Here is an 18,961-nt window from a genome sequence, read left to right as displayed (position 1 = left end):
GGCGCGCGCCGTTGGGCCCACGCATTGGTGCTGGCTTGCGCGGCCACGCTGCTTGCGGCCTGCGCCCGCGTGCCGGACGCCGACGAACGCCAGGCCCGTAAAGAACAGGCTGGGCTGTCGGCCGAAGCGGCGCGCGAAAGTTATCGGCGCGGGCAGGGCATTGTTGCCGACCCCAACACGCCGAAAGACGATTTCCTGGCGCGGCACCTGGCGGTCGAGCAGGCTGTCAGCGGCGCGCCGCTGTCGCCCGGCAACCAAGTGAAATTGCTTGCCGACGGGCCTACCACCTATCAGGCGATGCTGAAGTCCATTGCACAGGCGCGCCGCTATGTGCACATGGAAACCTATATCTTTGAAGACGACGCCGAAGGCGCACGCTTCGCGCAAGCGCTGATCGCCGCGCGCAACCGCGGCGCCGAAGTGTCATTGATGGTCGACGCGGTGGGCACCATCAAGACGCCCGACGCCTTGTTTCAACGCTTGCGCGACGCGGGCGTTCAAGTGGCGGTGTTCAACCCCGTCAACCCGGTGGCCGCGCGCGCGGGGTGGTCGCCAAACCAGCGTAATCACCGCAAGGTGCTGGTGGTGGACGGCAAGGTCGGCTACCTGGGCGGCATCAACGTCAGCAGCGTCTATGAATCGTCGCCCGGGTCCGCCTCGGGCTCCAGCCCCGGGTCGGGCGGCGGGTCCGGTGCCGCTTCGGGTAGCGGATCCAATGGTGGCTCAGGCAGCGGCGCCGGCAAAAAAGAAACCGATGCCAAGCCGGACGACGCAAAGCAGGACGGCCCCAAGGCCAAGGGCGACGCCAAGGCCGCGCCATGGCGCGATACGCACCTGCGCATCGAAGGGCCGGCCGTGGCTCAGTTGGAACAGGTGATTCAAGCCGGGTGGGCGTCGCAATCGGATGAACCGATCAAGGGCGGCGGCACGCATGTCGCACCGCCGATGGGATCGACCACCGTGCGCATCCTGGCGAATCAACCTGATCGCAGCGACGGCTATACCGTCTATCTGACGCTGATGTCGGCGTTTGAAAGCGCGCAGAAATCGATCCACATCACGATGGCGTACTTTGTGCCTGACCCGGCCTTCATCGAGGTGTTGTCTGCGGCCGCGCGGCGCGGTGTCGATGTGGTGTTGGTGTTGCCGGGCTTCAGTGATTCGTCGCTGGTCTTTAACGCCGGCCGCTCGCATTACACCGATCTGCTGGAAGCCGGCGTCAAACTCTACGAGCGGCGCGATGCCTTGCTGCATGCCAAGACGGCGGTGGTGGACGGCGTCTGGTCCACGGTGGGGTCCAGCAATATGGACTGGCGCAGTTTTGCGTTGAACTACGAAATCAATGCGGTCGTGCTGGGCCCGGAATTCGCCGGCGAAATGGAAGCGCTGTTCCAGCGCGATGTTGCCGATTCCGTGCCCATCACCAAAGAAACGTGGCGCCGGCGTGGCGTGGACGACCGGTTCATGGAGTTCTTTTCGCGGATGTTCGAACGCTGGCTGTAGCGCCCGCGTTCGAACACTGAGCCGCCCACGCGGTCAGCGCCGCGCGGCTACGCGCGGTGCTCGGCCAACGCCGTGGTGATGTCTTGCGTGGGTTGGAACGATTGCGCCTGGGCCATGGCCCAGCCCACGCGGAACACCTGATGCCGGAACTCGCCTCGCAGCAGTTCACCCGGCGCCAACTCCGGAAACAGTGCCGACAACAAGCGGATTTCGCTGGACGAAATGCGGCGCGCGATGTGATGCGGGCGCAGCTGGCCCGGGTGCGTCAGGCCCGCCGCTGCCAGAAGTTCGGCCAGCGCGTGCAGCGTATTGCGATGGAAGTTGGCCACGCGCTGGGCCTTGTCAGGCACTACCAGCGCACGTTGCCGCAACGGGTCTTGCGTGGTGACGCCGGTGGGGCATTTGCCGGTGTGGCATGCCTGGGCCTGGATGCAGCCAATGGCAAACATGAAGCCGCGAGCCGCATTGCACCAGTCGGCGCCCATGGCCATGACGCGTGCCATGTCGAAGGCCGTAATGATCTTTCCGGATGCGCCGATCTTGATGCGGTCGCGCAGGTTCACGCCGATCAAGGTGTTGTGCACCAGGCGCAACGCTTCGCGCAGCGGCGTGCCCACGTGGTCCACGAATTCGACCGGCGCCGCGCCCGTGCCGCCTTCCGCGCCGTCCACTACGATGAAGTCCGGCGTAATGTCGGTTTCCAGCATGGCCTTGACGATGGCGAACCATTCCCACGGGTGGCCCACGCAGAACTTGAATCCCACCGGTTTGCCGCCGGACAATTCGCGCAGCCGCGCCACGAATTTCATCAAGCCGATAGGCGTGTCGAAAGCCGAATGGCTGGCTGGGGAATTGCAGTCCTGCCACGCGGCCACGCCGCGCGCCTCGGCAATTTCCGGCGTGACCTTGCCGGCGGGCAAGATGCCGCCATGGCCCGGCTTGGCGCCCTGCGACAGCTTGATTTCAATCATCTTCACCTGCGGCGTACAGGCGTTCTTGATGAAAGCTTCTTCGGAAAACGCCCCTTGTTCGTCGCGGCATCCGAAGTAACCCGAGCCAATGTTCCACACCAGGCTGCCACCCGGCTGGCGATGGTAGCGGCTGATTCCGCCTTCGCCGGTGTCATGCGCAAAATCCCCTTGGCGCGCGCCTTCGTTCAAGGCCAGCACCGCATTCGCGGACAGGGCGCCAAAACTCATTGCCGACACGTTGAAGGCGGACATGGAATAGGGCTGCGTGCAGTCCGGGCCGCCCACCGTGACGCGAAAGTCCGTGTCATTGATGTGCGAGGGCGACATGGAATGGTTGATCCATTCGTAGCGGTCGCCGTATACGTCTTCCTGCGTGCCGAAGGGCCGCTTGTCGATTTCGCGCTTGGCGCGCTGATAAACAATGGAACGCTGCGCGCGCGAGAAAGGCGCGGCCTGCGTGTCGTCTTCCAGGAAATACTGGCGGATCTCGGGCCGGATGAACTCGAACAGAAAGCGCAGGTTACCGATCACGGGATAGTTGCGCCGGATGGCGTGGCGCGTCTGGATCAGGTCGTAGACGCCAAGCGCGCCCAGCATCGCCAGCGGAACGGCAGCCCATAGCCACCACAGCGAATCCGTAGCCGCCAGGACGGCGGTGACGGCAGCGCCGGCCAGGGTCAATAAAAAGGCCGTGTAACGGCCAAGCATCCAGCTCATGTTCTCTCCGGGGTGCGCAAGTGACGCCACCATACACCAGCCGGCGCGGCCAAAATAAGAAAAGCCCCCTGAAAAGGGGGCGATTCGTGGAACACAGTTTTTCAGCGGCGGGCTATCAGCAGCTGGATGCCGGTGGCGTTTTCTCGACGGCCAGGCCGAAGGCGGGGCGCAGGCGCACGCCCAGTGCGCTGCCCGCGAAGGCGGCCGGCAGCCACAGCCAGGCATGCAGGCTGCCCGACAGAATGCCGCTGAAGTACGCGCCGATGTTGCAGCCGAAAGCCAGGCGAGCGCCATAGCCCAGCAGCAGGCCGCCGATGATGGCGCCGGCGAGCGAGCGCGCGGGCACCTTCCAGACGGGGGCAAATTTACCGGCGGCGCTGGCGGCCGCCAAGGCGCCAAGCATCAGGCCGATGTCCATCACGGTGGTGACGTCCTGGCGCAACGGCGCGCCCAGCGACGGCTGCTTGCTCCAGTACGTCCAGCTGGCCACATCGCCGCTGACGGCATTCAAGGCTTTGGCGCCCCACAAGGCAAAGGCGGACGTGATGCCCCAGGGGCGGCCGGCCAGCGCCAGCGTGGCGAAGTTCAGCACAACCAGCGCAACGCCGCCCCAGATCAGCGGCCACGGGCCTTGCAGCAGGGAAACGGGGCGCGCGGTGCGCGAAGCGAAGGAAATCACATGGCCGTGGCGACGCTTTTCAAGCGCGGTGGCGCCCCAGGCAATCAATGCAAACACCACCAGGTTGGCCATCAACGCGGGTGCCAGGCCCCAGGTCTTGATCAGCGATGTGGGCGCCAATGCGGGCAGTGTCGACCACCAGCTGAAATTGGCCGTGGCAATGACCGAGCCCACGATGAAGAACAGCAGCGTGACCAGCATGCGCGTGTTGCCGCCGCCCACCGCGAACAGCGTGCCGGACGCACAACCGCCGCCCAGCTGCATGCCGATGCCGAACAGGAACGCGCCCAGCACCACGGACACGCCGGGGGGCGATACGAAGCCCGTGACGGGCTGGCCGAAGAGTGTGCCGGCGGCCAGGAACGGGAAGAACAGCAGCACGCCCACGCCCAGCATGAACATTTGTGCGCGCAGGCCCGCGCCGCGTCGGTCGGACACGAACACGCGCCAGGCCTGCGTGAAGCCGAAAGACGCGTGATACAGCGTGACGCCCAGCAACGCGCCGATCACCCACAGCGCACCCTGGCGCCAGCTGACGGTTTGAAGCAGATAGAGCGCGCCGGCCAGCAACAGCAGCAGTGCGACCCACAAGGGCTTGCGGTTGATGTGCAGGGGCGGCAGGGCCGAGGGCAGGGGCAAGGTCGAGGCGTTGGAACTCATGGGGCATCCCGGTGGGATCGAATCGGTTCAAAGCAAACGGGCGCGTGTAGGGGCGCCCGTGGAGATGCTTGAAAGTTTACGGCGGCGCTCTAATGGCTCAAACCATCAATTTATGCTTGGATAATAACTAAAAGTTATTAAGCGCCGCGGGCAAATTTGTGCGCTATTGCAGCCGCCACACCAGCGCGGCCAGCGTCAGCAGCAGCACCGGCAACGTCAGCACAATGCCCACCTTGAAGTAATACCCCCACGTGATCCGCAGCCCTTTGCGCGCCAGCACGTGCAGCCACAGCAGCGTTGCCAGGCTGCCGATCGGGGTGATCTTCGGGCCCAGGTCGCTGCCGATGATGTTGGCGTAGATCATGGCGTCTTTCAGCGGACCCGTGGCGCTGGTGTCCGCAATGGACAGCGCGCCCACCAGCACCGTGGGCAGGTTGTTCATGACCGACGACAGGAACGCGGTGATCAGGCCCGTGCCCATTGCGGCGCCCCACAGCCCGTATTCAGCGCAGCGGTCCAGCACCTGGGCCAGGTGCGCGGTCAGGCCGGCGTTGCGCAGGCCGTACACGACCAGGTACATGCCCAACGAAAAAATCACGATGTGCCAGGGCGCCTCGCGCATGATCTTGCGCGTGCCCACGATGTGCTGGCGGCCGGCGATGACCAGCAGGCCCAGCGCACCGGCCGCAGCGATGGCGCTGACCGGGATGCCCATGGGTTCCAGCACGAAGAAGCCCGCAAGCAACAAGGCCAGCACGATCCAGCCCGCGCGAAAGGTGATGGGGTCGCGAATGGCGGACGCGGGGCTGGGCAATTGGCTGACGTCGTAGCGTGGCGGAATGCTCTTGCGGAAAAACAGCAGCAGCACCACCAGCGTGGAGCCCACGGCCATCAGGTTGACGGGCAGCATCACCGACGCATATTCGCCAAAGCCGATGCCGAAGAAGTCGGCCGACACGATGTTCACCAGATTCGACACAATGAGCGCGATGCTGCCGGTGTCGGCAATGAACCCCGCGGCCATCACAAAGGCCAGTGAGGCGCCCGGCCCGAAGCCCAGCGCAAGCAGCATTTCCATGACGATAGGCGTCAGGATCAGCGCCGCGCCGTCATTGGCGAACAGCGCGGACACCGCGGCGCCCAGCAGCACGATCAACACGAACAGCAGCCGTCCCCGCCCGCCGCCCCAACGCGCGACGTGCAAGGCCGACCATTCGAAGAAGCCGGCTTCGTCCAGGATCAGGCTGGTGACGATGATGGCGATAAAGGTGGCGGTGGCGTTCCAGACGATGCGCCAGACGTCAGCGATATCGGCCAGGTGCACTACGCCCGTGGCCAGCGCCAGGCCGGCGCCGATGACGGCGCTCCAGCCGATGGACAAGCCTTTCGGCTGCCAGATGACCAGGGTGATGGTTAGAACGAAGATGGCGGCGGCAAGCAGCATGACGATCAATCAGGAAATGGGGTGGGCGCTGATCCAGGCGACCAGCAGGCTGACGGTCAGCACGGAGGCTACGGTGGAAACCAGAATGGCGCGCGAAGTCAGGCGGGCATCGCGCCCGTACATCTTGGCCAGCATGAAGGGGCCGGTGCCGATGGGCAGCGCGCTCATCAGCACGGCCGTCCATGCCCACAGCGGCGGCATCGAAAAAACATAAAAGGCCAGCACCGCGGTGACGGCCGGTTGCAGCAGCAGCTTGCCGGTCACCAGGCGCAGCACGCCGGGGCCGGCCGTGGCAGTTTCGGTCTGCGCCAGGAACAGGCCGATGGTGACCAGCGCGCACGGACTGGCGGACGCGCCCAGCAGCGCCACGTAGCGGTCGATGCCTTCGGGCAGGGCCAGGCCGGTGGCGGCCCATGCCAGCCCGAGGATAGGCGCGGCCAGCAAGGGGTTGCGCATCAAGGCACGGCCCACCTTCAACAGCGTGGCGGCGGGGTTGGGGGCTTGTTGCCGGTCGAACTCGATCAGCGCGATGGCAAAGCCGAACAGCACGCTGGCGGTCAGCAGGGTGGTGAAGGCGGCCGGCGCCAGGCTTTCCGCGCCGAACAGCGCCACGCACAACGGAATGCCCATGTAGCCCGCATTCGCATACGACGCGGCCAGGCCTTCGATGCTGCGGTCAGTCAGTGCGCGGCGTCCGCCACGGCCAGGCAGGAAAGACACCAGGAAGGTAACGGCGATGCCGCCCGCGAAGGCGGCGACAAAACCCCAATGCGCCATGTGCGTCAGGTCCACCTGCGTCATTGCGCGAAACAGCAGCGCCGGCAACGACAGGTAGACGACATAGCGGTTCAGCGCGTCGGTGGCGCCGGGCCCCAGCACCTTGCCGCGAGCGGCAAGCCAGCCGGTCAGGATCAGCGCAAAGACCGGCAGGGCGGCGGTAATGACGGCGTTCATCGGTGGGGTGTGGGTGGCGGGGGCAGGCGCGGGAAGGCGCTCATTCTACTTGGCGCGCGCGCGGGCTGCGGGTGACCAGCAGGATGCCCAATGCGGCCAGCGCCATGCCGGGCCACGCCAATACGGGTATCGGTTCGCCCAGGGCCAGCAACGCAAAAACGGCGGTGCAGGGCGGCACCATGAAGAAAAGGGCGGACACGCGGGACGCTTCGCCGTGGCGGATCATGGTCAACAACAAGGTGATGGCGACCAGCGAATTGCCCACCACCAGATAAGCCAACGCGGCAAGCAGCGGACCGGTCCATTCGATGCGCATGGGTTCCAGCCAGAACGCCAGCGGCGCGGTCACCGCCAGGCCGACGGCGTATTGCAGCAGGTTGGACGTGACCGGATGCGTGGCCACGCCAAAACGCTTTTCGTAAAGCGTGCCGCTGGTAATGCAAAGCAGCGCGCCCACGGCGAACAGCAGCCCAAGTGGCGCCAGCACGTCGATGGACGCCTTGGCCACGATTACCAGCACCGCGCCCGCCACGCCCAGCCCCAGGCCCGCCCAGCGCCGCGCATCGACGCGCTCGTGAGCGATCAACGGGGCCAGCAGGCCGATCAAAATGGGTTGCAATGACGCGATCAGGGCCAGCCCGCCGGCCGACATGCCCAATTTCAGCGATAGATAGGTGCAGCAAAAATAGCCGGCTTGCAGCAGCAGGCCCACCATCGCCAGATGCCCCCAGGCGCGCGCCCCGCGGGGCAGCGCCGGGCGCAGCACCAGCATGAACGGAGCCAGAATCACCACCACGCAGGCGTAGCGCACGGCCAGGAACGTCAGCGGGTCGGCATAGGCCAGACCAATTTTCAACACGACGAAACCGCTGGACCACAACAACAGAAAAAGCGCGGGCGCGGCTTTCAACCAGGTCGGGGCGGCGGCGGGTGTCATGTTGGATGCGGGCAACGGGGGCAAGCCGCGATCGTACCCCTTTTCGTCCCGGTATCATCCCCTGTTGAGAATGCGGCGTAGGATATTTCCTGTTGATTGCCGCTCGCGAGGGAAATGAAGATGTCGACCCAAAAAAAATCAGCGGTGCGTATTGCGTTGGGCACCTGGGACCGGCTGCGCGAAGACGCCAGTGCGGTTCGCTACGAGGTATTTGTCGTCGAGCAAAAGGTGCCGCCCGAGGTCGAACTGGATGACGACGACGCGCTATCGGTGCACGCCGTGGCGTATGGGCCGGACGGCACGCCCATGGGCACGGGGCGCTTGTTGCCCGACGGGCACATCGGCCGCATGGCCGTGCAGAAGCGGGCGCGGGGCATGGGCGTGGGCGGGCTGTTGCTGGACGCCCTGATCGAACAGGGCCATGGCGATGGGCATCGCATGCTGGTGCTGCATGCGCAGACCCACGCCGCCGGCTTCTATCAGGCGCACGGCTTTGTCGTCGAGGGCGAAGAGTTCGTCGAAGCCGGAATTCCGCACGTGGTGATGACGCGCGAGCTGAAGTAGGGCGGTGCGTAGTGCAATGGCTGATGCGGCGATAACGGCCGCATGCAAAAGAAAAAACCCCGGTCGTGTTCACGATCGGGGGTTTTTCTTGGCGCATCACGACAGGTACCTCGTGATGTAATAATTGGTGCCCAGGAGAGGACTCGAACCTCCACACCTTGCGGCACACGGACCTGAACCGTGCGCGTCTACCAATTCCGCCACCTGGGCGCTGGTGCTTCACTTGTTGCGTCGCTTGCGCGTCGTTTCTTGTTCAGCAGCAGAGAAGCGAGATTATGCACACTTTCTTTTGTGCGTGCAAGCCGGTGCCGTGCCTTTTTTTGATTTTTTCGCACGCCTTGCGCGGCCGGCTTTCGCTATAGTGTCGCCCCATGTCACGTACCCTTTGCACGCGCTGCCTGCGTCCGGAATCCCATTGCCTGTGCGCGCTGATCCCTTCCTTGTCATGCCGCACCCGCGTCGTGGTGCTTCAGCATCCAAGCGAAGCACGCCATGCCTTGAACACGGCCCGGCTGGCCGTGCTGGGCTTGACCGGAGCGCGCCGCGTGGTGGGGGAACGTTTTACCGCCAGCGATTGGGCCGAGCCCGGCTATACGCCGCGCCTATTGTTTCCGGGGCCTGCCGCAGACGTGCTGACTCCTGGTTATGGGCGTGGCCTGGACCAGCCGATTCAGTTGATCGTGCCCGACGGCACGTGGGGGCACGCGCGCAAGCTGCTGCATATCAACCCCGACCTGGCTGCGCTGCCGCGCGTGATGTTGCCCGCCGGCCTGGTGACGCGCTATCGCGTGCGCCACGCCGATATCGCCGGGGCGCTGTCCACCATCGAAGCCGTCACGCACGCCTTGAACGCCATTGAGGCGCCCATGAAAGTCGACGCATTGCTGCGTCCCTTCGAGGCGTTGATCGACGGACAGATCGAGGGCATGGGTGAAGACCTGTATGCGCGCCATCACTTGCAGCGCAAGGTGCCGTGGCGCTAAGCCGGCGCGTATGAAAAGGGAAGGCGGATTAATACCGCGAAGCCGGCATATCGGCGTGGCGATTAACGAGATAACCCCCCAGCCACGTCGACGAGCAAAGACATAAAGCCGAAACGAAAATGAAATAGCGGGCGTGCCGTTAAATCCGCAACAGGCAAATACACCGGCAGCAAAGCAAAAGCCCCGAATATCTTCCGATGTTCGGGGCTTTCTGTCTTGCTATCGAATCCGCGCAAAGCGGCTTCGTCATCTATGCGGGTGGTGCCCAGGAGAGGACTCGAACCTCCACACCTTTCGGCACACGGACCTGAACCGTGCGCGTCTACCAATTCCGCCACCTGGGCACTGTAAGAGCCATGAGCTCTAGCAGGTTTACTGCAAGTACTGCTGATACTGCTTTGGCAGTCTTTACTGCCTTTTTACTATCCGACTTGTTCGCGACCGTAGTCGGCAAGCAAGTCCGATTTAAATTCCGTGGTGCCCAGGAGAGGACTCGAACCTCCACACCTTGCGGCACACGGACCTGAACCGTGCGCGTCTACCAATTCCGCCACCTGGGCACTGAGACATGCTTGTCAGAACACTGTGATACGCTGCCGCTCTAGTTGCATTGTTTTAGCTTGAGGTTTAGGTCTAGGTCTATTAAGCGTGTACGTTGTTTTCAACATACTGACTTAACCTAAACTTAACTAAAACATGCGTCCTGAGCGCACTTGGTTTTACAATGGGTCTTTCGACCTGGGGTTAGCAACCGCTTTGGTTTTCAACCCCTTCTGACCATTTCTGCTTCAGTGTTCAGCCTTGGGCGAACCACAGAAGCTGCGCATTATATACGGAACTTTCAGCTTTGGCAAAACGATCGAATAACGAATCGAAAAACAACAGATCAACACCCTTGCCCGAAGCGCCGCCGGACTTCGATCCCGATGTCCCGTCCCGTGAAGCCATTCTGACCGCGCTGCGAGCCGCGGGTTCGCCGTTGTCTCCGGTGGAACTGGCCGAACGCATGGGCGTCGAGCGAGCCGCGACGATGGTGGGTTTCGAGCGCCGTCTTGGCGCCATGGAACGCGACGGCCAGTTGATGCCCAATCGCAAGGGCGTTTTGTTGCTGGCGACCAAATTGGATTTTGTCGCCGGCAAGGTGCTGGGTCACCGCGACGGTTTCGGTTTCCTGCTGCGTGATGACGGCGGCCCCGACCTGTTCCTGTCGCCGCGCGAAATGCTCAAGGTCCTGCATGGCGACCGCGTGCTGGTCAAGCCCACGGGCGAATACCGTGGCAAGCCGGAAGGCACCATCGTTGAAGTCATTGAACGCCGCACCAATAAGCTGGTGGGGCGTTTTCTGCACGAGCATGGCCTGTCCATCGTCGTGCCCGAAGATCAACGCATCAAGCACGACATCCTGATTCCGCCCAGCGACACCAACGGCGCCCAACATGGGCAGGTGGTTGCGGTTGAAATCATGGAACAGCCCACGCGTCATACGCAGCCGCTGGGCCGCGTGGCCGAGGTGCTGGGCGAAATCGACGACCCCGGCATGGAAATCGAGATCGCCGTGCGCAAGTTCGACGTGCCCGTCGAATTCTCGGAGGCTGCCCGCAAGCAGGCCGCGCGCATTCCCGACACGGTGCGCAAAACCGACTTGAAAGACCGCGTCGACCTGCGCGACGTGCCGCTGATCACCATCGACGGCGAAGACGCACGCGACTTTGACGATGCGGTGTACTGCGAACCCGTCGAGCTTGGCACCGGCCAGCGCAAGCGCCCGGGCTGGCGCCTGTTGGTCGCCATTGCCGACGTCAGCCATTACGTGCGTCCCGGCGATGCCCTGGACGACGATGCCATCGAACGCGGCACCAGCGTGTACTTTCCGCGCCGCGTCATCCCGATGCTGCCCGAATCGTTGTCCAACGGCCTGTGCTCGCTGAACCCCGACGTTGACCGCCTGGTGCTGGTCTGCGACATGGTCATTCCGGCCACGGGTGCCAAGGCCGGCACGGTCACCGCTTACCAGTTCTATAACGCGGTGATGCATTCGCATGCCCGCACCACGTATACGAACATCTGGGCTGCCTTGCAGCAGCCGGGCGGCCCCGCCGCCGCCGCCATGCGCAACGTGATGCCGCATGTGCAGCATCTGTATGAACTGTTCCAGCTGTTGGTGCAAGGCCGCAAGAAGCGCGGCGCGATCGATTTCGACACCGTTGAAACCAAGATCGTCTGCAACGAACTGGGCCGTATCGAACAGATCGTTCCGTCCGTGCGCAACGACGCCCACAAGCTGATCGAAGAATGCATGCTGGCCGCCAACACCTGCGCGGCCGACTTCATGACGCGCAGCAAGCATCCCGGCCTGTACCGCATCCACGAAGGGCCCACGCCGGAACGCCTGCAATCGCTGCGCGAATTCCTGCGCACGATGGGCTTGTCGCTGGGCGGGGGCGACACGCCCACGGCCAAGGACTACGGTGATTTTCTTGATACCGTGCGCGGCCGTCCCGACTACCAGTTGTTGCAGTCGATGTGCCTGCGTTCGATGCAGCAGGCCGTCTACAGCCCTGACAACATGGGCCACTTCGGTTTGGCCTACCCCGGCTACAGCCACTTTACGTCGCCCATTCGCCGCTATCCCGACCTGCTGACCCATCGCGTCATCAAGGCCTTGCTGGCCGGCCAGCGCTATGTGCCCAGCCTGGATGACCACGCGGTCGTCATCGGGCGCACGCAGAAAGAACACGAGCACGCCATCTGGGAAAAGATGGGCCTGGTGTTGTCGGCCACCGAGCGCCGCGCCGACGAAGCATCGCGCGACGTCGAGGCCTGGCTCAAGTGCTGGTTCGTCAAGGAACGCGTGGGCGAAGACTTCAGCGGCACCGTCACCGGCGTGGCCAGCTTCGGTATCTTCGTCACGCTGGATACCTTGCACGTCGAAGGCCTGGTGCACGTGTCGGAGCTTGGCGGCGAATACTTCCAGTTCAATGATGGTCTGCATGAGTTGCGCGGTGAGCGCACCGGCATGCGCTACCGCCTGACCGACAAGGTCCAGGTGCAGGTGGCGCGCGTCGACCTCGAGGCGCGCCGCATTGAGTTCCGCCTGGTGCAGGGCACCAGCTTCGACGCCTTGCGCAAGGCGGCGGCCCGTGGGCCCGACGAGCCCGTGCGCCGCGTGAAGAAGGCGGCAGCCCCGAAGCCGGCCGCGCTGAAGGGCCAGACCGCCAAGGAACGCCGCGCCGACGCCAAGAAGGCCGGCAAGCCGCCCCGTGCGTCCAAGCGCGCATCGCCCGCCAAAAAGGCGACGCACAAGCGTCATTGACACGCGCTTTGTGACGCCTTTATGGCCCGCCCGCTGTAGGGCGGCGCGGCCATAAGGGGTAACATTGCGCAGATGGCCGGCTTGGTCCGGTGGCCCGCCCCCTCTGGGGCGGGTATTCGTTTATCTAAAGGTATTGCATCTATGGCGTCGACCCAAGTTCTAGCCGGGTTTCACGCGGTTGTCGCGCGGCTGCGCCACGCGCCCGACTCAATCAAGGAAATCTATGTCGAGGCCTCGCGGCGCGACAAGCGCATGCAGACGTTCATCGAGCAGGCCGAAAAGGCGGGCCGCCGCGTGCATCCCGTGCCGATGGAACGCCTGGACGGTCTGTCGCGCGGAACGCGGCACCAGGGCGTGGTCGCCTTGGCCGACGAGCGCCAACTGGCGGTGGATGTGGACGAAGTGCTCGACGTTATCGAGGGCCCGCCGCTGCTGCTGATCCTGGACGGCGTGACCGACCCCCACAATCTGGGCGCCTGCCTGCGCACCGCCGATGCGGCGGGCGTGCATGCCGTGATTGCCCCGCGCGACCGCGCCGTCGGCTTGAACGCCACCGTGCAGCGCGTGGCGTGCGGCGCGGCCGATACCGTGCCTTATCTGATGGTCACGAACCTGGCGCGCACCATGCGCAGCCTGAAAGACCGTGGCGTGTGGCTGGTGGGTACCGATGACCAGGCCATCGACAGCATGCACAAGATTGACGCCCGCCAGCCGATGGCGTGGGTCATGGGCGCCGAAGGCGAGGGCATGCGACGCCTGACCCGCGAAACCTGCGACCAGCTCGTCAACATCCCCATGTTGGGTTCGGTTGAAAGCCTGAACGTCAGCGTGGCCAGCGCCGTGTGCCTGTACGAAACCGTGCGCCAGCGTCAAGCCTGACCTTGTCCGACCCGACTACCTTGTAGCTCTTCCCTTTACGCGTCTGCCCATCATGCACCAGAACGGCTTTACCACCACGATCCTCCATTCCGACCGCCAACAATCCGTCGAGCACGGAGCGGTGCACAAGCCGATGCATCCCTCGTCGGAATTCGCCTACGACGACGCGCGCGAGCTGGCGGCGGTATTCCAGGGCAAGGCGGGCTTTACCTATGCGCGCCAGGGCACGCCCACGACCACGGCGCTGGAAGCCAAGATCAACCACATGGAAGGCGGCAAGGGCACCGTTAGCTTCGCCACCGGCATGGCGGCGTTGTCCGCCATTTTCACGACCTTGCTGCGTCGCGGCGATCATCTGGTGTCCAGCCAGTTTGTGTTCGGCAACACCAACAGCCTGCTTGGCACGCTGCTGGAGCTGGGTGTCGAAATCACCTTCGTCGATGCAACAGACGCCGAGCAAGTGCGCGCCGCGATCCAGCCCAACACGCGCATGGTCTTTACCGAAACGATCGCCAACCCGGGCACGCAAGTGGCCGACCTGGCGGTCATCGGCGAAATCTGCCGCGAGAAAAATCTGGTCTACGTCGTCGATAACACCTTGACGTCGCCCTGGATGTTTCGCCCGTCCACCGTGCATGCATCGCTGGTGATGAATTCGCTGTCCAAGTACATCGGCGGCCACGGTAACGCGCTGGGCGGCGCCGTCACGGACACGGGCCTGTACGACTGGGCCAACTATTCCAATATCTACGACGCCTATCGCAAGGGGCCGTCCACCAGCTGGGGTCTGACCCAGATCAAGAAAAAGGGCTTGCGCGACATGGGCGGCACGCTGGCGGCCGAGCCCGCGCACCGCATCGCCGTGGGTGCCGAGACGCTGGCGCTGCGCATGGCCAAGCACTGCGCCAATGCGCTGGCGCTGGCCCGCTTTCTGGATGAGCATCCCGGCGTGGCCAAGGTTCATTACCCCGGTCTGGCCGGCCACGCTCAGCACGAGCGCGCAGCGGCGTTGTTCGGCGCGCGCTTTGGCGGCCTGTTGGGTGTGGAGCTTGCCGATGGCGTGGACTGCTTTGATTTTCTGAACCGCCTGCGCATCGTGCTGATGGCCACGCACCTGGGTGACACGCGCAGCCTGGCATTGCCCGCGGCGCACACCATCTATTACGAGATGGGTGCCGAGCGCCGCAAACAAATGGGCATCGCCGACAGCCTGATCCGTGTTTCCGTCGGCATCGAGGACGAAGCCGACCTGCTGTTTGATTTCGATCAGGCGCTTAATGGTTGCCTGAAGGGATAATCCGGCAAAGGATCAGGCACATGCTTATACAGATCGCAGATGTATTCACGCCGCAAGAAGCGGCGGATATCCGCCAGCGGCTGGACGCCTCGGAATGGGTGGATGGCAAAGTCACGGCGGGCTACCAGTCCGCCGAGGTCAAGCGCAACCGCCAGTTGCCCGAGCAGCATCCCTTGGCGCAAGAGCTGGGCAACCTGATCCTGCAACGGTTGGCCGCCAACAACCTGTTCATGTCGGCCGCCTTGCCGCGCAAGATATTCCCCCCGCTGTTCAATCGCTATGAAGGCGGCGAAGCCTTCGGCTATCACGTCGACAACGCGGTGCGCGGCATCACCGGCACGGCCGAGCGCGTGCGCACCGACCTATCGGCAACGCTGTTCTTCTCGGACCCCGAATCCTACGATGGCGGCGAGCTTGTCATCGACGACACCTACGGGCCGCGCGCCGTGAAGCTGCCTGCCGGACACATGGTGCTGTATCCCGGCACCAGCCTGCACAAGGTGAATCCGGTGACGCGTGGGGCGCGGATCAGTTCGTTTTTCTGGATGCAGAGCCTGGTGCGCGAAGACAGCCAGCGCGCATTGTTGCTTGACATGGACGTGGCCATCCAGCGTTTGAATCAGGACGTGGCGGGACATGCGTCGATCGTGCAACTGACCGGCATTTATCACAATTTGCTGCGCCGCTGGGCCGATGTTTGATTCAGGCTTGAAGTGATTTTTTCGGTGTCGCGCAAACCCCGAAATGCGCGTTTTTGTTTATTGCGAAAATGGCTAAAAGCTAGTATTGGCGCGGGTTGTAGTGAGGTTTTCGCTTGACAGCCGCTCTACGCCAAGGCCTAATACACGTCTGCGTCGCTGACGGTTTGAAGGCATTTATGCCATCGAATCCTAAGCGGCGCAGCAGTTTAAAAGTTGTGCTTTGCAGCGCAAGAAAAAAGTCCATCCACTGTCTGTTCGTCGTTTGCCGGGCCTTGCGTTTAGTTGGTGGCGTCCCCTGCATGACAGCCATGAACCGCACGGCCTCGCCAGACTCAATACCTTGTGAGGGGTACTCCTGAATGAACAAAACCGAACTCATCGATCACATCGCCAGCAAGGCCGATATCTCCAAGGCTGCCGCCGGCCGTTCGCTCGACGCCCTGATCGGTGCCGTCAAGACCACGTTGAAGAAGGGCGGTACGGTAACGCTGGTTGGCTTTGGCACGTTTGCCGTGTCGGCTCGCGCAGCTCGCACCGGCCGCAACCCGCGTACGGGCGAAACGATCAAGATCAAGAAGGCCAAGGTGCCGAAGTTCCGTCCGGGCAAGGCCCTGAAGGACGCCGTCAACTAATGGACGGCAAGGCGGTCGCGGGGCATCGGCCCGAAGCGATTTGCCGACAACGACGCGGTCCGGTATACTCCGGCCCGCGTATTGCTTTTGAGTACCCCGAGTTGGCTGCGAGTTAGTCACTGCTTCAAGCGAATCATCGTATTGAAGCGGCGCTGAAAGTGTCAGGATCGGGTGCTTAGCTCAGTTGGTAGAGCGGCGCCCTTACAAGGCGTAGGTCACAGGTTCGACCCCTGTAGCACCCACCAAAAGCCCATGCGTTGCGTTCACGAATTTGAACGCGTTTCTTGCAGAGCACCCGCGAAACGCGCACACCGAAACGCGCACACCGAAACCCGCACACTTCACCGTGGCGGGTTTTTTGTTTTGGTTCAGTGCGCTGCATCCTTGCGTGGGCGCAAGCCTTCTTGATGCCGTCTTGTGCTTTCTGGTTGAGCCCGGTAGGGCAGTGTTACGCTATTCCAGACGAAATAGGACGTGCGAATCATTCGCATTTAAGATATTATGATCGGCTTGTACCGGCTGGCTCACGCCGCTTTTTTTTGGCGCGCGTTTTCGTCCAGCTGGCCGGATAAGTCAATGCACCCTGGCTGATTCATGCCTAGTTTTCAACGCGGTTGGACTTCTTCTTCGCCGTCTTCATTTGGTATACGCGCCGGCGCCGGGCTGGCGGTTGTGGCCCTACACGCGGCAGTGATCGGGGCCATTTTCATGGCACCCGCGAATCGTCCTGAGCTTGAGGAGCCCGAGGCTGTCATGGTCAGCCTCATCGACGCGCCCGTGCCGCAGGTGGCCAAGGCCGAGCCCACGCCCGAACCGCCGCAACCGGTCGTGGAACCGCCGCCGCCCGAGCCCGAACCCGTGGTCGAGCCGGACCCCGAGCCCGAGCCGGAAGTGAAGCCCGAGCCTGAACCGGAACCGGAACCCGTGGTTGAAAAGCCGCCGATGCCGGCCCCCAAGCCCAAGCCCAAGCCGAAACCCAAACCCAAGCCCCAGCCCAAGCCGCAGCCCAAGCAGGAAGTCAAACCCGAGACGCCGCCTGTGCAGACGCCGCCCGCCGGCGCCGTGGATGGCGCGCAGGCTACGCAAAGTCCGCAGCAAGGCCCGCCGCCTGATCAACCCGTGCTGGTGTCCAGCATCGAATTCCAGGGCGCGCGCCCCATGCCCAGCTACCCCATGGCCTCGCGCCGCATGCGGGAAGAAGGGCGGGTGCTGGTGCTGGTGGAGATCAACACGCAGGGGCTGGTGGACCGCGCAACGATCGACACGTCCTCGGGCTTTCCGAGGCTGGACGAATCCGCGTTGACCGCGGCTCGCAAGGCCAAGTTCAAGCCCTATACCCGTAACGGCGTGGCCTATCCCGCCAAAGCCAAAATTCCGTTCGATTTCGTAATGAGGAACTGAGATGTCCAACGCACTGCATGGCGCCACCCTGGTGGCGCAGGCGACTACCAGCCCGGCTGCACCGGCTGCCGCCGCCGCTGCGCCCGCAGCCCAACAAGCCGCCACGACCGGCGCCGGTGTTGTCCAGCAATCGGCTGATGCGCTGCAAAGCGCCGCCGCCGCGCTGCCGCCGACCGCGCCCATCGCTACCCCCGACATGGGCTTTCTGCACTTTGTCGCGCAGAGCGACTTCGTGGGCAAGAGCCTGTTCATCATCCTGATCCTGATGTCGCTGGTGACCTGGTACCTGATCCTGGTCAAGGCCGCCAGCAACGTCAGCATGCGCAAGCGTTCGGCCGATTTCCTGAACAAGTTCTGGAACGCCAGCTCGCTGGAGCAGGTCGAACACGAGATCAGCACGCACGGCGCGCGCGATCCGTTCTCGCATCTGGCCAGCCACGCGATGCACGCGCAGGCGCACCACAACAAGTTCGGCGCGACCAAGCTGGAAGAATCCGGCAGCAATTCCGATTTCGTCACGCGCACCATGCGCAAGGTCATCGACGAAGAAACCGCCAAGCTGGAAAACGGCCTGACGGTGCTGGCCTCGGTCGGTTCCACCGCGCCGTTCGTCGGCCTGTTCGGCACGGTGTGGGGCGTGTACCACGCGCTGGTCGGCATCGGCCTGTCCGACGGCGTGACCATCAACCGCATCGCCGGCCCCGTGGGCGAAGCCCTGATCATGACGGGTCTGGGCCTGGCCGTGGCCATTCCCGCCGTGCTGGCGTACAACACTTTCGTGCGCAACAACCGCGTGTTCCTGTCGCGCCTGGATGCCTTTGCGCACGACCTGTTCGCGTTCCTGACCACCGGCCAGCAGGTTGCGCTGTCCGACGGCAAGGTCCGCGCCTTGCGCCGCCAGAACGGTAACGGCGCCGCGGCTCAACGCGGGAGCGAATAATGGCCTTTGGCAGCTTCGAGGGAAAAGGATCCGGAAGCCACACGGTTTCCGAGATCAACATGGTGCCCCTGATCGACGTCATGCTGGTGCTGCTGGTGATCTTCATCATCACGGCGCCGCTGCTGGCGCACTCGATCAAGATCAACATGCCCCAGGTGGCGGCCGAGCAGATCGAAGAAGAACCCAAGACGGTCGACCTGGCGATTGACGCCAGCGGCGCCCTGTTCTGGGACGAAAAGCCGGTCAATATCGACGACCTGCCCAACCGCTTCAAGTCGATCGCCGGCACCAAGCCGCAACCCGAGATCCGTATTCGCGCCGATCAGAACACGCGCTACGAAACCCTGGCGAAGGTCATGGCCTCGGCGCGCCGTTCGGGCATGTCG

At 63.7% G+C, this 18,961-nt stretch carries 16 protein-coding genes and 4 tRNA genes; 12 read left to right on the top strand and 8 right to left on the bottom strand.

What is annotated here, in order from left to right; translation table 11 throughout:
• On the top strand, positions 1-1,503 hold a 1,503-nt coding region (locus tag ACNPP0_RS13025; RefSeq protein WP_448706107.1), incomplete at its 5' end, for a phospholipase D-like domain-containing protein.
• A gap of 47 nt (positions 1,504-1,550) precedes the next feature.
• On the opposite strand, the gene ACNPP0_RS13020 is transcribed toward ACNPP0_RS13025, so the two are convergent.
• The 5 genes from ACNPP0_RS13020 to ACNPP0_RS13000 all read right to left on the bottom strand — a co-directional run bounded on the left by ACNPP0_RS13020 (position 1,551) and on the right by ACNPP0_RS13000 (position 7,865).
• The gene (locus ACNPP0_RS13020; RefSeq protein WP_448706106.1) at positions 1,551-3,191 is read right to left on the bottom strand and encodes an FMN-binding glutamate synthase family protein; all 1,641 of its coding nucleotides are present in this window, start codon (positions 3,189-3,191) and stop codon (positions 1,551-1,553) included.
• A gap of 115 nt (positions 3,192-3,306) precedes the next feature.
• Positions 3,307-4,530, bottom strand: a complete 1,224-nt coding sequence (locus ACNPP0_RS13015; protein WP_448706105.1) for a YeeE/YedE family protein — start codon at positions 4,528-4,530, stop codon at positions 3,307-3,309.
• Between the two features lie 163 nt (positions 4,531-4,693).
• Positions 4,694-5,974 (bottom strand): arsenic transporter, encoded by a 1,281-nt coding sequence (arsB, locus tag ACNPP0_RS13010; RefSeq protein WP_332613440.1) that lies wholly within the window; start codon positions 5,972-5,974, stop codon positions 4,694-4,696.
• A 9-nt stretch (positions 5,975-5,983) separates the two neighbouring features.
• Positions 5,984-6,928: an AEC family transporter gene (locus tag ACNPP0_RS13005; protein ID WP_332613441.1), complete on the bottom strand. Its 945-nt coding sequence runs from the start codon at positions 6,926-6,928 to the stop codon at positions 5,984-5,986.
• A 40-nt stretch (positions 6,929-6,968) separates the two neighbouring features.
• Positions 6,969-7,865: a DMT family transporter gene (locus tag ACNPP0_RS13000; protein ID WP_448706104.1), complete on the bottom strand. Its 897-nt coding sequence runs from the start codon at positions 7,863-7,865 to the stop codon at positions 6,969-6,971.
• Positions 7,866-7,985: 120 nt separating this feature from the next.
• On the opposite strand from ACNPP0_RS13000, the gene ACNPP0_RS12995 reads away from it, so the two are divergent.
• Positions 7,986-8,429 carry a GNAT family N-acetyltransferase gene (locus tag ACNPP0_RS12995; RefSeq protein ID WP_046805555.1) on the top strand — a complete coding sequence of 148 codons (444 nt, stop codon included), beginning with the start codon at positions 7,986-7,988 and terminating at the stop codon, positions 8,427-8,429.
• A 125-nt stretch (positions 8,430-8,554) separates the two neighbouring features.
• Here the strand turns inward: ACNPP0_RS12995 and ACNPP0_RS12990 are convergent.
• A tRNA-Leu gene (locus ACNPP0_RS12990) sits at positions 8,555-8,639 on the bottom strand.
• A 161-nt stretch (positions 8,640-8,800) separates the two neighbouring features.
• Here ACNPP0_RS12990 and ACNPP0_RS12985 point away from each other — a divergent pair.
• Complete coding sequence (locus ACNPP0_RS12985) at positions 8,801-9,412, top strand: tRNA-uridine aminocarboxypropyltransferase (protein ID WP_448706103.1); 612 nt, start codon at positions 8,801-8,803, stop codon at positions 9,410-9,412.
• Between the two features lie 259 nt (positions 9,413-9,671).
• On the opposite strand, the gene ACNPP0_RS12980 is transcribed toward ACNPP0_RS12985, so the two are convergent.
• Positions 9,672-9,756: transfer RNA gene (locus ACNPP0_RS12980), tRNA-Leu, on the bottom strand.
• Positions 9,757-9,887: 131 nt separating this feature from the next.
• Positions 9,888-9,972 (bottom strand) — tRNA-Leu (locus tag ACNPP0_RS12975).
• A 287-nt stretch (positions 9,973-10,259) separates the two neighbouring features.
• Between ACNPP0_RS12975 and rnr the strand changes: the two genes are divergently transcribed.
• The 9 genes from rnr to ACNPP0_RS12930 form a co-directional block, all read left to right on the top strand.
• A complete protein-coding gene (rnr, locus tag ACNPP0_RS12970) occupies positions 10,260-12,725 on the top strand; it encodes a ribonuclease R (protein ID WP_046805501.1) in 2,466 nt (821 codons plus the stop codon).
• A gap of 141 nt (positions 12,726-12,866) precedes the next feature.
• Positions 12,867-13,604, top strand: coding sequence for a 23S rRNA (guanosine(2251)-2'-O)-methyltransferase RlmB (gene rlmB, locus ACNPP0_RS12965; RefSeq protein WP_448706102.1), 738 nt, complete (start codon positions 12,867-12,869; stop codon positions 13,602-13,604).
• A 52-nt stretch (positions 13,605-13,656) separates the two neighbouring features.
• On the top strand, positions 13,657-14,901 hold the full coding sequence (locus ACNPP0_RS12960) for a cystathionine gamma-synthase family protein (protein ID WP_332613444.1): 1,245 nt from the start codon (positions 13,657-13,659) through the stop codon (positions 14,899-14,901).
• A gap of 20 nt (positions 14,902-14,921) precedes the next feature.
• Positions 14,922-15,602, top strand: coding sequence for a Fe2+-dependent dioxygenase (locus ACNPP0_RS12955; protein ID WP_332613445.1), 681 nt, complete (start codon positions 14,922-14,924; stop codon positions 15,600-15,602).
• Positions 15,603-15,961: 359 nt separating this feature from the next.
• Positions 15,962-16,234, top strand: a complete 273-nt coding sequence (locus ACNPP0_RS12950) for an HU family DNA-binding protein (RefSeq protein ID WP_003812968.1) — start codon at positions 15,962-15,964, stop codon at positions 16,232-16,234.
• Between the two features lie 169 nt (positions 16,235-16,403).
• Positions 16,404-16,479: transfer RNA gene (locus tag ACNPP0_RS12945), tRNA-Val, on the top strand.
• Positions 16,480-16,828: 349 nt separating this feature from the next.
• Positions 16,829-17,635 carry an energy transducer TonB gene (locus tag ACNPP0_RS12940; RefSeq protein ID WP_448706101.1) on the top strand — a complete coding sequence of 269 codons (807 nt, stop codon included), beginning with the start codon at positions 16,829-16,831 and terminating at the stop codon, positions 17,633-17,635.
• Between the two features lies 1 nt (position 17,636).
• Positions 17,637-18,575 (top strand): MotA/TolQ/ExbB proton channel family protein, encoded by a 939-nt coding sequence (locus ACNPP0_RS12935; RefSeq protein ID WP_332613447.1) that lies wholly within the window; start codon positions 17,637-17,639, stop codon positions 18,573-18,575.
• Positions 18,575-18,961 (top strand): ExbD/TolR family protein (locus ACNPP0_RS12930; RefSeq protein WP_448706100.1); only part of this gene is annotated, 387 nt, incomplete at its 3' end. The genes ACNPP0_RS12935 and ACNPP0_RS12930, both read left to right, overlap by 1 nt.

The organism is Achromobacter semiaridum (assembly GCF_053543755.1).
Note: the sequence above shows the minus strand (reverse complement) of the source record. Positions and strands in the feature narration are given on the sequence as shown.

Coding starts and splice junctions, on each gene's coding strand:
- ACNPP0_RS12960 (WP_332613444.1), top strand. CDS start 13,657: ATGCACCAGAACGGCTTTACCACCACGATCCTCCATTCCGACCGCCAA.
- ACNPP0_RS12935 (WP_332613447.1), top strand. CDS start 17,637: ATGTCCAACGCACTGCATGGCGCCACCCTGGTGGCGCAGGCGACTACC.
- arsB (WP_332613440.1), bottom strand. CDS start 5,974: ATGCTGCTTGCCGCCGCCATCTTCGTTCTAACCATCACCCTGGTCATC.
- ACNPP0_RS12985 (WP_448706103.1), top strand. CDS start 8,801: ATGTCACGTACCCTTTGCACGCGCTGCCTGCGTCCGGAATCCCATTGC.
- rlmB (WP_448706102.1), top strand. CDS start 12,867: ATGGCGTCGACCCAAGTTCTAGCCGGGTTTCACGCGGTTGTCGCGCGG.
- ACNPP0_RS12940 (WP_448706101.1), top strand. CDS start 16,829: ATGCCTAGTTTTCAACGCGGTTGGACTTCTTCTTCGCCGTCTTCATTT.
- ACNPP0_RS13005 (WP_332613441.1), bottom strand. CDS start 6,928: ATGAACGCCGTCATTACCGCCGCCCTGCCGGTCTTTGCGCTGATCCTG.
- ACNPP0_RS12950 (WP_003812968.1), top strand. CDS start 15,962: ATGAACAAAACCGAACTCATCGATCACATCGCCAGCAAGGCCGATATC.
- ACNPP0_RS13020 (WP_448706106.1), bottom strand. CDS start 3,191: ATGAGCTGGATGCTTGGCCGTTACACGGCCTTTTTATTGACCCTGGCC.
- ACNPP0_RS13015 (WP_448706105.1), bottom strand. CDS start 4,530: ATGAGTTCCAACGCCTCGACCTTGCCCCTGCCCTCGGCCCTGCCGCCC.
- ACNPP0_RS12955 (WP_332613445.1), top strand. CDS start 14,922: ATGCTTATACAGATCGCAGATGTATTCACGCCGCAAGAAGCGGCGGAT.
- ACNPP0_RS12995 (WP_046805555.1), top strand. CDS start 7,986: ATGTCGACCCAAAAAAAATCAGCGGTGCGTATTGCGTTGGGCACCTGG.
- ACNPP0_RS13000 (WP_448706104.1), bottom strand. CDS start 7,865: ATGACACCCGCCGCCGCCCCGACCTGGTTGAAAGCCGCGCCCGCGCTT.